A 13,519-nucleotide genomic window follows, 5' to 3' on the forward strand; every position below is an offset into this window, starting at 1 on the left:
AATGAGTACAGTTTCCCTTACATTAGATGAAATTTTTGATTTAGCAAAAAAAACATTATTAGCTAATGGTTGTGATGAAGAGAATGCTAGTATTTTAGCTGACACTATTATGAGAGCTGAAAGAGACGGCTCTGTGTCTCATGGTTTGTTTAGATTACCTGCTTATGTTGCGGGCTTAAAAAGTAAAAAGATTAATGGTAAAGCAAGACCTGAATTAGAAAATGTTGCTCCAAGTATTATTAAAGTATTAGGTAATAATGCAGTTGCTCCTATGGTTCTAAGTTTAGGACTACCCGCTGTTATTGAATTAGCAAAAAAAAATGGCGTAGCAGTTCTAGCAATAAAAAATTCACATCACATGGCAGCCCTTTGGCCTGAAACTGAAGCTATTGCCGAAGCTGGCCTAGTCGGTATCGCTTGTACGTCTTATAAGCCTGCTGTTGCACCAGCTGGTGCTACGAAACCCTTATATGGTACAAACCCAATTTCTTTTGCTTGGCCTAGACCAGGTAAAACTCCAGTTGTCTATGATATGGCCACTGCCTCAATGGCAATGGGTGAAGTTCAGATTGCAAAAAGAGAAGGACACAAAGTTCCCCTTGGAACAGGCTTAACTAAAGAAGGTAAAGAAACAACTGATCCTGGAGAAATTGCTGATGGTGGAGTTATACTTCCATTTGGTGGTTATAAAGGGTCTAGTATAGCAATGATGGTTGAGTTATTAGCTGGAGCATTAATTGGAGAAAATTTTAGTTTTGAAACTGCTGCTAAAGATAATAACGATGGTGGTCCGCCAAGTGGTGGTGAATTTATTATAGCAATCTCACCAGATAAAATTTCTGGTAAAGGTTGGGATAAACATGCTGATAAATTTTTTAGTAAAATGTCAGCTATGGATGGGGTTAGACTTCCAGGTGAAAGAAGGCATAAAAATAGATTAGATAAAGGACCAAGAAATATTAATGAAGAACTTGTTATTAAAATTAAATCTTTAAGCTAATTCAATTTCAATAGGGGTGTGATCTGAAGGTTTTTCTTTTCCTCTGGGGTCTTTGTTAATATTAACATTCTTAACTATATTTAATAAAGAATTTGATACTAAGAAGTGATCAATTCTTAAACCATTATTTTTTTGCCAAGCACCTCTCATATAATCCCAATAAGTATATCCTTCTGTTCCACCATGAATATGACGGTAAGCATCATGAAAACCTAAATTAATTATTTCTCTAAATTTTTTTCTTATCTCAAGTCGGTATAAAGCGTCATCTTCAAACCCTTTAATATTATAAGCATCTTCTGCTGAAGGAAGAATATTAAAATCACCTGCTAAAATAATATTTTCATTTTTTTTTGAAAGAGACTTTAGTTGTTTAATCAAGGTATCTAACCATTCTTTTTTATAAGTATATTTATCAGTATCTACAGGATTACCGTTTGGAGTGTAAATATTAATCAGTTGAATATTTTTTTTCTTATGTTTTAATTCTGCTGAAATAATTCTAGATTGTTTCAATTTATCTTTAATCAAATCTATTCTAACATTTTCTAGTTTATGCTTAGATATAATAGCAACACCATTATAACTTTTTTGACCAAATACATAACTTTCATAATCTAATGTTGAAAAATCATCATAGGGAAAAGTCTCATCTTGTGTTTTAATTTCTTGCATCATAACAACATCGGGAGAAAATTTTTGAAGGTATTCTTTAATATTTTCAATTCTTGCTCTAACAGAATTAACATTCCAAGATGTGATAACCATTATATAGAGAATGAAACACCACAACCGCAAGAAGATTTGCTTTGTGGGTTAGAGATTTTAAATTGATCACCAATTAGTTCTGAAACATAGTCTACTTCAGATCCTTTTAATAAATCAGCTGAAGTTTTATCTATTAGAATTTTTTCATAATTTAGATCATCATTAGATATCTCATTATCAAAAGTAAATTCATATTGAAAACCAGAACATCCACCACCTTTAATAGCGATTCTAAAAAAAGAACCAGGAGATTTTTTGGAGAGCAAATTATTAATCTGTTTTATAGCTTTATCTGTAAATTTAATTTCTTTAAACATAACACAACACTGGTATTACTATTATAATATCAATTTATTGAATTTAAAGCATGAATAATTACTCTCATTTGGCTCTTTCTAAAAGTATAGGTCGTTTACATAAAGAAAACAATTCAGTTTATAGAACGTCTTTTCAAAGAGATAGAGACAGAATTATACATAGTGCTTCCTTTAGAAGACTAAAACATAAAACTCAAGTTTTCGTTAATACAGAGGGGGATCATTACAGAACTAGAATTACTCATTCAATAGAAGTTGCACAAATAGCTAGATCTATTGCTAAATATTTAGGTTTGAATGATGATCTTTCAGAAACTTTAAGCCTTGCTCATGATCTGGGTCACACTCCATTTGGTCATGCAGGTGAAGATGCTCTTAATGATTGCATGATAAATTATGGAGGATTTGATCATAACCTTCAAACTTTAAGAATTGTTATGTTTTTAGAACACAAGTATCTAAAATTTAAAGGACTAAATTTAACAATAGAAACACTAGATGGATTGTTAAAGCATAATGGTCCTATTAATGACTTATCTACTGTTAACAGATTAATTGGATTAAAAAATTTTAATAAAAAAATAAAATATAAGAATTCAGGATCACTTGAAGCACAAATTTCAACAATTTCTGACGATATTGCTTATAACAATCATGATATTCAAGATGGGATAAAAGCTAAATTATTTGATTTAAATGACTTAATTGAAATTAATTTTTTTAGAGATATTTATAAATCACATAAAAAAAATATTAAAAAAAATAACAAAGATATTTTGATATATCAAATTATAAGAGACTCGATTGATTTAATGGTTAGAGATTTGATTGCTAATACAAAGTACAATTTAAAGATTAATAAAATTAAGACTATAAAAGATGTTTATAATTTTGATAATAGTATTGTTTGCTTTTCAAATAAGTTTTTATCAATTGAAAAAGAAATTAGACTTTTTTTAAGAACTAAAATGTATAATAATAAAAATGTATTATTAAAAAATAACCAAGGTAAGAAAATTATCAGTAAATTATTTTTTAAGATAAAAAAAAACCCATCGAAGTATATATCGAAGGAACAATTAAAAGCAGACTCTAATAGAGCAATAGCTGATTTTATTTCTGGTATGACTGACAGATATGCAATTAATTTAAATAAAACTATTTAATGAACATTTTTGACTTATACTTAGACAAGATATTAATATTAATTAAAAAACTAAATAAAGATAAATTAATTGTTTTGCCAGAATCTTTAAATGGAATTAATGTTGATATTCCACCTGCTAACTTTGATTGTGATATTTCATCAAATGTAGCAATGTTCTTATCAAAAATTAATAAAAAATCCCCAATGGATTTAGCTAATTTTTTAATTAATGAAATAAAGAAACAAGATGTGTTAATTGACTCAATAAATGTAGTAAAACCAGGTTTTATCAACATTAAATTTAAATCAGAATATTGGAATAATTTTATAAAGAATGTAAATGACAATTACATAAGCTATGGAACCAATATTAAAGAAAAGAAAAAAAAATATTTGATTGAATTTGTATCCGCCAACCCCACAGGTCCGTTGCATGTTGGTCATTGTAGGGGGGCAATTTTAGGTGATGTTATATCTAATCTATTGATATTTAATAAACATGATGTTTCAAAAGAATATTATGTAAATGATTACGGTAATCAAATTATAAATTTTACTAAGTCTGTTTATTATCGAATTAGAGAAATAATTTATAATGAAAACTTTCCAAAAGATAATACAGATCTTTATCCAGGTGACTATTTAATAGATATAGCTAACAATATTATAAAGATCAAAAATGATTATAAATTTGACAATTTTGAGCATATAGCTAAAGAATTAACACTTCTTTCTGTTTCTGAGTCTTTAAAATTGATTAAGGGAAATTTAGCAAATCTTGGAATAATTCACGATAAATTTACTAGTGAAACTACTATTGTCCAAAATAAGGAAGTTGAAAAAGTAATCGAAAATCTTAGACAAAAAAATTTGATCTATCAGGGAAAAATCAAAGCTCCTAAAGGAGATAATGATAGAGAATGGATAGAAAGAGAGCAGCTTTTATTTAGATCTACAGATTTTGGTGATGATAAAGATAGAGCTTTACAAAAATCAGACAAAACATGGACATATTTTGCAAGCGATGTTGCTTACCATCATAACAAATTAGAGAGAAATTATGATATTTTAATTAATATTTTGGGCGCAGATCATGCTGGCTATATTAAAAGAATTACCTCGGTTGTTGAAGCGTTATCAGGATCTAAGAATAAGTTAGTTTGTAAAGTTAGCCAACTTGTAAAACTTATTAAAGAAGGGAAACCTTTTAAAATGTCTAAAAGAAAAGGAGACTATATAACTGTTGAAGACTTAATTTCTGAAGTTGGAAAGGATGCTACAAGATTTATTATGTTAAATAGAAGTAGTGATGTTGAGCTTGATTTTGATTTTAGCAAAGTCAAAGAAAAATCTAAAGAAAATCCTCTTTATTATGTTCAATACTGTTTTGCCAGAATTTCATCTGTCTTTAGACATGTGGGATTAGATATTAATAAGGATTTAAAAATGAAAGAATATAACTTTAATTATTCTAAAGATGAAATGAATATATTAAAAAAAATTGCTGAATGGCCAAAATGTATAGAAACTGCAAGTTCAAGGCTTGAGCCTCATAGAATACCTATTTACCTTTATGAACTTTCATCTGAATTTCATTCATACTGGAATATGGGCAAAGAAGATAAGAGCAAAAGATTCATAAATGACGATAAAAAAATTCCTAATGATAAATTAGTTTTTTTAAAAATAATATCTAATGTAATTAAAAGTGGTATGTCTATTGTAGGAGTTAGCACTCCTGAAAAAATGTAATGTTTAAAGAGTTAAAATATCTTTTTTTTATATTATTTATAATATTAACTATTTTTTTGGCTGTTGATTATTATTTTTCAGATAATAATAAAAAGAAATCCTACAGATCAGTACAAGAAATTAATGAAATGATTATTTCTTATTCAGAAAAACTAATTTTGTTAAATAACGACACCGATAATGTTGTAAAATATGTTGAAAAAAATTTAGATAATAAAAAAAAAATCATAGTTTTTGGAAATTGATAAACAGTGATGATTAATAGAAGAAGTTTTATAATAGGAATTAAATCAACAATATTGAATAAAAAAGAAATATTCTTTTTAAAAAAATATAAACCCTGGGGAATAATTCTTTTTAAGCGCAATATTAAGACAATTAAACAAACAAAAAAATTAACCAATCACATTAAAAAGATATTCAATGATACAAAATACCCTATTTTATTAGATCAAGAAGGAGGTAGAGTTAACAGGCTTACAAATTTTCTAAATAATGATTTATCAACTAGTGAATTTTTTGGAAATTTATATTCTAAAGAAAGAAAAATTTTTAATATTAAATATAGTGAATTTATTGCAGAAACAGCTAATCATCTTAAGTTAATAGGTGTAAATCTCAATACTGTCCCTGTTCTTGATTTAAGATTAAAAGGTTCAAGCTCCATCATAGGTGATAGATCTTTTTCCCATGATCCCAAAGTAGTTTCAAGAATTGGTGATATTTGCATAGAAAATTTTCATAAAAATAAAATAGGAACCATTATGAAGCATATTCCAGGGCATGGTTTAGCAAAAGTAGATAGCCATAAATTAACACCTACAATCAAACAAAATCTTAAATATTTGTCAAAAAAGGACTTTATACCATTTAAGAACAAGAAATGTCTTTTTGGGATGACGGCACATATTGTCTATTCTCATATTGATAAAGTTTATACAGCCACTCATTCAAAAAAAGTAATAGATATAATTCGTAAAAAAATTAAATTTCAAAATATTTTGTTGTCAGATGATATTTCGATGAAAAGTTTAAAATTTAGTATAAAAGATAATACGATAAAAGCATTCAGTGCTGGATGTGATTTGGTTTTACACTGCAATGGAAATCTTAAGGAAATGAAAGCTGTGGCTACTAATTCTCCATTTTTAAACAAATTTATAATTAAAAAAACATCACAATTTTACAAAATTATAAGCTAATATTTGGAATGTCGATTAATGATTCTAAAAACTTCAATGTTGATCTTGATAATTATCAAGGACCTCTTGATATATTATTAGATTTAGCAAAAGCCCAAAAGGTTAATCTCGAAGATATTTCAATAACTTTATTAGCTGACCAATTTCATAATTATATAAAAAGTCAATCTAATTTGAATTTAGAAGTCGCCTCAGAATATTTATTAATGGCAACTTGGCTTACATATTTAAAATCTAAATTATTATTACCTGGTAATCCTGAAGAAGAATTTAAAGTTTTAGAAGTTGCTGAAAAATTAAAATTACAATTAAAAAAATTGGAATTAATTCGTTTACTTTCTGATCAAATGTTAAAAAGAAAAAGATTAGGTAGAGAAATTAGACTTAGAGGAATCAAAGGTAATATAAGATCAATTTATAGTACGGAATATAAATTAAACTTATACGAATTACTTAAGTCTTATTCATCTATTATTATGACAAAAGATTTTCAAAGAATGAATATCCCCAAGCTACCTGTTTTCACCACAGAAGATGGCATTAAAAGAATTAAAGAATTTTTTGGTAAACTCATAGATTGGAAAAATATAAATGACTTAATACCCAGTACGTTTAAGAGTGGTCTTAAATATAAACGTACTGGAAAAGCAGGAATTTTTGCTGGATCCCTTGAACTTGTTAAAGAAGGTAATCTAACAATCAAACAAGATAATTTATTTGATGAAATTTATGTTAAGGAAATTAAATGAACAAGGTTAAAAAGAATTTGAAAAATAATATTTTTGAATTTCCAAAAAAAATAAATGTTGGAGAAAAAGAAGTTGAAGCTATAGTTTTTGCAGCAGCAGAACCTTTGGATATTGAAACAATTGAGTCAAAAATTTCAAAAAAAATTAATGTTTTAAAAACTTTAGAAAAACTTCAAACGGATTATTCGTCAAGAGGCATAAATTTAGTTTGTATTTCTAACAAATGGTCATTTAGAACTTCTGAAACTTTATCAAATTTAATGTCACAGGAAAAAACAGTTGAAAAAAAACTTTCAAGAGCTGCAATAGAAACATTGGCAATTATTGTTTATCACCAGCCAGTAACTAGAGCTGAAATTGAGGAAATTAGAGGTGTAGCATTTGGTACGAATACATTGGAAATACTTATGGAGTTAAACTGGGTCAAACCCCAAGGAAGAAAAGATGTTCCTGGTAAACCAATTCAATATGCAACTACTGATGACTTTTTAAGTCATTTCAGTCTTCAAAAATTGTCTGACTTACCTACAGTTGATGAATTGGGATCTGCTGGTTTAATTGATAGTTCAAATATTGATAATGCAATTTTTGGTACTGGCAAGTTTTACAAGGAGAAACAAGAAGAAAAAAAGGAAGATATCTATGAAAATATAGATGAGATGTTAAGCAGCACATTGAATTCCAATGAAGACAAATAAAAAGTTTCTTTAAAATACTAATTAAAAGATGTATAAAAACCTATGAGCATTGGAATTTGGCAAATAGCAATCGTTGTAATTTTAGTTGTCCTACTATTTGGTAGAGGTAAGATTTCTAGTCTAATGGGTGATGTAGCCAAGGGTATTAAAAGTTTTAAAAAAGGAATGGCTTCAGACATTACCGATGAACCAGAGCCCAAAAATATTTCTGAAGATAATCAAGACAGTAAAGACAAAGAGTAAGTCAAATGCCCACTATAGGCTGGTTTGAGATTTTATTAATAGTAGCAGTAGCTATTATTGTAATCGGCCCTAAAGATTTTCCATTTATGTTAAAAAAAGTAGGTTCATGGATTGGTACAACAAAGAGATATATTAACAATATTCAAAGTGAAGTTGCAGATTTAGATATTGAATCTAATGAAATAAAAAAATCAAAAGAAGAGAATAAAAATAAAGATAAAGATAATGACAAAATCTGATAATGACGGAGGCTTCATAAGTCACTTAGCTGAATTAAGAAAAAGATTAATCCATTCATTTATTTTTTTATTCATATTTTTTATAGGATGTTATTTTTTTTCTGAGAGTTTATATGGTTTTTTGGTAGAACCTTTTGCTAAAGCAGTAAAAGAAACTGGTACAGATAGAAGATTGATTTTTACCGCACTACAAGAAACTTTTTTAACTTATTTAAAGGTTTCTTTTTTTGCTGCTTTCTTTGTAACCTGTCCATATATATTAATGCAAATCTGGAAATTTATCGCTCCTGGATTGTATAAACATGAAAAAATTGCAATAATTCCATACTTAGTTTTAACACCTATATTATTTTTTTTAGGAGGAATGCTTGTTTATTATCTGATCATGCCTCTTGCAATTAAATTTTTTTTATCATTTGAAAGCTCAGGAGCTGCAACTGGTTTGCCTATTCAGCTAGAGGCTAAAGTAAATGAATATTTATCCTTAGTAATGAAGTTAATTTTTGCATTTGGGATTAGTTTTCAGTTACCAGTTGTCTTAAGTTTACTTGCTAGAGTAGGAATTGTTGATGCTCAATTTCTAAGAGAAAGAAGAAAGTATGTTGTTGTAATAATTTTTGCTGCTGCTGCATTATTGACACCACCAGACCCAATAACACAAATTGGTTTAGCCATACCTTTATTGATTTTATATGAATTATCTATATTTTCAGTAAATATTATTGAAAAAAAGAATAAATTAGATGCATAATATTAAAGATATTAGAAGTGATATTTCATCATTTAAAGATGGTCTTAAAAAAAGATTTATTGATGTCGATTTTGAAAAAATTTTATTATTAGATGAAAATAATAGAAAATTTATACAAGAAAAAGAAAATTTAGAAAAAGAAAAAAAAGAAATATCTAAATCTAAAGATAAATCTTTATTTGAGAAATCAAAAGAAATTTCAAAAAAAATTGAAGAAATTTCATCATCTCAAAGTAAAATAAAAAATGAATTAGACAATATTTTAGCATCATTACCGAATTTACCGTATAATGATGTTCCGATAGGTAAAGATGAAAACTCTAATATTGAAATTTTAAAATCAGGAAAAATACCAAATTTTACTTTCAAGCCTAAGTCTCATTATGAGCTAGGTGAAAATCTAAATATGCTTGATTTTGATCTTGCGACAAAAACCACAGGATCTAGATTTGTCTTTGTTAAAGATAAACTTGCTTTACTAGAAAGAGCGATTTCTAATTTTATGCTTGATACTCATATTAATTTAAATGGTTATAAAGAAATATCACCTCCATTAATTGCAACCGACTCTACAATGTTTGGAACAGGTCAATTACCAAAATTTGATAATGATCAGTTTGAACTCAAACTTGATGATTCAAATGATAGAAAGTTTTTAATACCAACTGCTGAAGTGATATTAACCAATATGGTTAAAGATCAGATTATTAATAAAGAAATTCTTCCAATAAGAATGGTTGCATCAACACCATGCTTTAGAAAAGAAGCTGGCAGCTATGGAAAGGACACTAAGGGAATGATTAGGCAACATCAGTTCTACAAAGTTGAAATGGTTAGTATTGTAGAGCCAAACCAATGTTTAGCTGAATTAGATAGAATGACTAACTGTGCAACAAAAATTCTAGACTTGTTAAAACTACCTTACAGAAAGATTATATTATGCTCAGGTGATATGGGTTTTAGTGCAGAAAAAACTTTTGATATTGAAGTTTGGTTACCATCTGAAAATAAATATAGAGAAATTTCAAGTTGTTCCTCTTGTGGTTCTTTTCAAGCCAGAAGAATGAAAGCTAGATATAAAAATAGTAAAAAAGAGACAGTATTTGTTGGAACTCTTAATGGAAGTGGTTTGGCTGTCGGCAGAACAATAGTAGCAATACTTGAAAATTATCAACAAGAGGATGGTTCAATTCTTATTCCAGAGGCTTTAAAACCATACATGAATAAAATTGATAAAATCAATAAGATTTAAAGTTGTTTTAATCACTTATTTGTTATAAGTATTCATTTTAATCTAGGAGAAATATGGATCAAGGAATAGGTCAATTTATACCATTAATTTTAATTTTTGTTATTTTTTACTTTTTTTTAATAAGACCTCAACAAAAGAAAGTTAAAGAGCATAAAGCCATGGTTGAGAACTTAACAAGAGGAGACAAAGTTGTTACCTCTGCTGGGATTATTGGAACCATTGAAAGAGTTATTGATAACGAAAAAGTTGAGGTTTTAATTTCTGAAAACGTTAAAGTTGAGATTATTAAATCTACAGGTATTCAAGGTTTGCTAAATACACCTGAAGTTAAAAAATAATATCAAGTTGAAGTGTTATATTTTTCAAAATTAAGAATTATTATAATATCTATAATAACTATATTTTTTTTATTTATATCGTTATCAAATTTTTCAAATACTGAAGATAAATTTTTTTCAAAAAAAATAAATCTTGGTTTAGATCTGCAGGGTGGGTCATATCTTTTACTCGAAATTGATAATGATCCCGTAGAACTTCAAAAATTACAAAACACAGCAACCGATATTAGAAATTTTCTGAACAAGGAAAATATTAAATTTATAGACTTAAGAATATCTAATAAATCTATAATTTTTAATGTAGATCCAACTTTAAAAGAAAAAACAGAATCTTTTTTTATTGATAAAGATAGTGAGATAAATCCTTATTATCCACAATACAAATCCCACCAATTTGACTTAATATCTTCAAATAGTGAATTCCAACTAAAACTTTCAAAGTATGGGTTAGTTGAAATTAAAACATCATCACAGGAGCAAGCAATAGAAATAGTTAGAAGAAGAGTTGATGAAGTAGGCACAAATGAACCAAATATTCTAAAAAGGGGAAACGATAGAATTTTAGTTGAATTACCAGGTTTAGATGATCCTATGAGGATAAAATCTTTATTAGGAAAAACTGCCAATTTAAGTTTTCGTTTTATAACACAAAATGACAATGACACTTTTGGTGCAGAAATTCTTAAGTACGATGATGAAACAAACGAAGCCCTGGTAAGTAAAAGAATAATTTTGAGTGGTGAAAACCTACTTGATGCACAACCTAATATGAATACTCAAACCAACGAAACAGTTGTGTCTTTCACACTGGATAGAGTAGGTGCTAAAAGATTTGGTAAAGCTACTACAGAAGGCATTGGTAAACAATTAGCTATAGTTCTTGATGGTAAAATTGTTAGTGCGCCTGTAATAAGAGATGCCATAGTAAGTGGATCTGGACAAATCAGTGGAAACTTTACATTTCAATCAGCAACTGATCTAGCTTTACTTCTTAGATCTGGAGCATTACCAGCCCCACTTAACATAATAGAAGAGCGTACAGTTGGGCCAGATCTTGGACAAGATTCGATAAATGCTGGTATAATGTCACTATGTATTGGATTTGCTTTGGTCATAATTTTTATGATTTATAAGTATAAAGTATTTGGTTTGATTGCAAATATCACTTTGATAGTAAATTTATTTTTTTTGATTGGTATACTAACATTATTTGGAGCAACCTTAACGTTACCTGGAATTGCAGGAATAATATTAACTGTTGGTATGGCTGTTGATGCAAATGTTTTAATTTTTGAGAGAATAAAAGAAGAATTAAGAGAAGAAAAAAATAATATTATAGCATTCGACTCAGGTTATGTTAAATCCAAAACAGCAATCATTGATGCTAATGTAACAACTTTAATTGCAGCAATTATATTATTTCTTATGGGGTCAGGACCAGTTAAAGGGTTTTCTGTAACATTAGCTGTTGGAATATTTACAACATTATTTTCGGTTTATTTTATTGCAAGATTATTAACAAGTTTTTATGTGGTCAAAAATAAAGAAAAACCTAAACTTATTTAGATGATAAATTTTAATAAATTTTATAAATCATTCAGTATAGTCTCAACATTGTTAGTTGCTATTTCAATAATACTTTTATCTTTTAAAGGTCTAAATTTTGGTATTGACTTTAAAGGGGGCACATTAATTGAATTAAGAACTCAAGATAACCAAACTAATGTAGCAACTCTTCGTGGTGTATTCAGCAAAATGAATTTAGGTGATGTTAATATTAAAAATTTTGGTCAAGATAATGATTATTTGATTAAAATTGAAAAAAAAGACACAAGTTCAAATATTATTGAATTAATTAAAGAAGATCTTGCCAATTCAATTGGAGAAAATTTTACCTTTAGAAGAGTTGAAAATGTTGGCCCCAAGGTAAGTTCTGAACTCTTAAAGTCTGGTATAACTGCAATACTTTTGTCCTTAGCAGCAATGTTATTTTATATTTGGATAAGATTTGAATGGCAGTTTAGTTTAGGTGCAATTATAGCTTTGTTTCATGATGTTCTAATAACGCTTGGTTTATTCTCTCTATTAAATTTAGAAATTAATTTATCGATAGTAGCCGCAGTTTTAACAATAGTTGGTTATTCGATGAATGATACAGTTGTAATTTTTGATCGTGTAAGAGAAAATCTCAGAAAATATTCTGATATTAAAATCTTTGACCTAACTAATAAGTCGATAAATGAAACTCTATCAAGAACTCTAATTACCTCAATAACCACATTACTTGCTTTACTTTCAATATATTTATTCGGTGGAGAGATACTTAAAGGTTTTTCACTCGCTATGATATTTGGGGTTATTTTTGGAACTTATTCTTCAATCTATATTGCCAATCCAATATTAGTTAAATTAAGAGTATCACAAAAAACTATTATAAAAGAAGAAGCAGAAAAAAATTAATATAAATTTTGTGCCGCTACCATTGAAAGTAACATTGGTAGAGAAAGAAGTGTATTTGTTCTTGAAAACAGCATAGCTGTTCTTGCTGATTTTGCTTTAACATCAGGTTCACACTCAACCATGCCTAATGCTCTTTTTTGATTTGGCCAAATTATAAACCAAACATTAAATGCCATATATAAACCAAGCCACATACCAATACCTATAGCTGTATTTTTTCCACCACCACCTAATGTCATAGCATCGTGTAAATAACCATTTAAATAAGCTAAAATTAATCCTGACAGAACTGTCAGTAATGCAGCATATCTAAAATAAAATAATGCGGCTGGAGCAATAACTTTACCTATAGCGGGCTTTTGTTCGTCAGGGATTTTTGGCATATTTGGAATTTGTACAAAGTTAAAATACCAAAGAAGCCCAATCCACATTATAGCAACCGTTACATGAATAAATCTTGTTAACCAACTCCAAAAAATTGTATCAAAATCAAAACCACCATTACCATAAAATAACCCTAGAAAAAAAATTAAAGCTAAAGCTAATGATGCGTGAATAGTTTTTGAAAGTGATGATAGTAAATTACCCATAATTAGAATCACT

Annotated in this window: 17 protein-coding genes; 14 read left to right on the top strand and 3 right to left on the bottom strand. The window is 28.0% G+C overall.

From position 1 onward, the window contains the following. Position 1 precedes the first annotated feature (1 nt). On the top strand, positions 2-1,000 hold the full coding sequence (locus tag AC5SL8_RS02710; protein WP_494580662.1) for an Ldh family oxidoreductase: 999 nt from the start codon (positions 2-4) through the stop codon (positions 998-1,000). On the opposite strand, the gene xth is transcribed toward AC5SL8_RS02710, so the two are convergent. Continuing rightward, complete coding sequence (gene xth, locus AC5SL8_RS02715) at positions 992-1,768, bottom strand: exodeoxyribonuclease III (RefSeq protein ID WP_494580664.1); 777 nt, start codon at positions 1,766-1,768, stop codon at positions 992-994. The two genes, AC5SL8_RS02710 and xth, sit on opposite strands and share 9 nt — an antisense overlap. Next, complete coding sequence (locus tag AC5SL8_RS02720) at positions 1,768-2,085, bottom strand: HesB/IscA family protein (RefSeq protein ID WP_494573732.1); 318 nt, start codon at positions 2,083-2,085, stop codon at positions 1,768-1,770. Before AC5SL8_RS02720 ends, xth begins: the two co-directional genes overlap by 1 nt. A gap of 50 nt (positions 2,086-2,135) precedes the next feature. On the opposite strand from AC5SL8_RS02720, the gene AC5SL8_RS02725 reads away from it, so the two are divergent. From AC5SL8_RS02725 to secF, 13 genes are read left to right on the top strand one after another with little or no spacing between them, the layout of a single operon-like run. Continuing rightward, on the top strand, positions 2,136-3,251 hold the full coding sequence (locus tag AC5SL8_RS02725; RefSeq protein ID WP_494580666.1) for a deoxyguanosinetriphosphate triphosphohydrolase: 1,116 nt from the start codon (positions 2,136-2,138) through the stop codon (positions 3,249-3,251). After that, on the top strand, positions 3,251-4,984 hold the full coding sequence (argS, locus tag AC5SL8_RS02730) for an arginine--tRNA ligase (RefSeq protein WP_494580668.1): 1,734 nt from the start codon (positions 3,251-3,253) through the stop codon (positions 4,982-4,984). Before AC5SL8_RS02725 ends, argS begins: the two co-directional genes overlap by 1 nt. Continuing rightward, positions 4,984-5,229, top strand: coding sequence for a hypothetical protein (locus AC5SL8_RS02735; protein ID WP_494580670.1), 246 nt, complete (start codon positions 4,984-4,986; stop codon positions 5,227-5,229). Before argS ends, AC5SL8_RS02735 begins: the two co-directional genes overlap by 1 nt. 9 nt (positions 5,230-5,238) lie before the next feature. Further along, positions 5,239-6,186, top strand: a complete 948-nt coding sequence (locus tag AC5SL8_RS02740) for a glycoside hydrolase family 3 N-terminal domain-containing protein (RefSeq protein WP_494580672.1) — start codon at positions 5,239-5,241, stop codon at positions 6,184-6,186. Positions 6,187-6,194: 8 nt separating this feature from the next. After that, the gene (locus tag AC5SL8_RS02745; protein WP_494573727.1) at positions 6,195-6,935 is read left to right on the top strand and encodes a segregation and condensation protein A; all 741 of its coding nucleotides are present in this window, start codon (positions 6,195-6,197) and stop codon (positions 6,933-6,935) included. Beyond that, complete coding sequence (gene scpB / locus AC5SL8_RS02750; protein ID WP_494573726.1) at positions 6,932-7,633, top strand: SMC-Scp complex subunit ScpB; 702 nt, start codon at positions 6,932-6,934, stop codon at positions 7,631-7,633. Before AC5SL8_RS02745 ends, scpB begins: the two co-directional genes overlap by 4 nt. Before the next feature lie 42 nt (positions 7,634-7,675). Then, positions 7,676-7,876 carry a twin-arginine translocase TatA/TatE family subunit gene (gene tatA / locus AC5SL8_RS02755; RefSeq protein WP_494573725.1) on the top strand — a complete coding sequence of 67 codons (201 nt, stop codon included), beginning with the start codon at positions 7,676-7,678 and terminating at the stop codon, positions 7,874-7,876. Positions 7,877-7,881: 5 nt separating this feature from the next. Further along, on the top strand, positions 7,882-8,115 hold the full coding sequence (gene tatB / locus AC5SL8_RS02760) for a Sec-independent protein translocase protein TatB (protein WP_494580674.1): 234 nt from the start codon (positions 7,882-7,884) through the stop codon (positions 8,113-8,115). Continuing rightward, positions 8,102-8,866 carry a twin-arginine translocase subunit TatC gene (gene tatC / locus AC5SL8_RS02765; protein ID WP_494580676.1) on the top strand — a complete coding sequence of 255 codons (765 nt, stop codon included), beginning with the start codon at positions 8,102-8,104 and terminating at the stop codon, positions 8,864-8,866. The genes tatB and tatC overlap by 14 nt, the downstream gene beginning before the upstream one ends. Further along, positions 8,859-10,118 (top strand): serine--tRNA ligase, encoded by a 1,260-nt coding sequence (gene serS / locus AC5SL8_RS02770; RefSeq protein WP_494580678.1) that lies wholly within the window; start codon positions 8,859-8,861, stop codon positions 10,116-10,118. The genes tatC and serS overlap by 8 nt, the downstream gene beginning before the upstream one ends. Positions 10,119-10,171: 53 nt before the next feature. Continuing rightward, positions 10,172-10,456 carry a preprotein translocase subunit YajC gene (yajC, locus tag AC5SL8_RS02775; protein WP_494573721.1) on the top strand — a complete coding sequence of 95 codons (285 nt, stop codon included), beginning with the start codon at positions 10,172-10,174 and terminating at the stop codon, positions 10,454-10,456. 12 nt (positions 10,457-10,468) lie between these two features. Then, positions 10,469-12,022 carry a protein translocase subunit SecD gene (gene secD / locus AC5SL8_RS02780; RefSeq protein ID WP_494580680.1) on the top strand — a complete coding sequence of 518 codons (1,554 nt, stop codon included), beginning with the start codon at positions 10,469-10,471 and terminating at the stop codon, positions 12,020-12,022. Continuing rightward, entirely contained in the window at positions 12,023-12,916 is an 894-nt protein-coding gene (secF, locus tag AC5SL8_RS02785; RefSeq protein ID WP_494580682.1) for a protein translocase subunit SecF, read from the top strand. Here the strand turns inward: secF and AC5SL8_RS02790 are convergent. After that, positions 12,913-13,506, bottom strand: coding sequence for a urate hydroxylase PuuD (locus AC5SL8_RS02790; RefSeq protein WP_494580684.1), 594 nt, complete (start codon positions 13,504-13,506; stop codon positions 12,913-12,915). The genes secF and AC5SL8_RS02790 overlap by 4 nt on opposite strands. Between the last annotated feature and the right edge of the window lie 13 nt (positions 13,507-13,519).

It is taken from the genome of Candidatus Pelagibacter sp. PS_41, assembly GCF_059417725.1.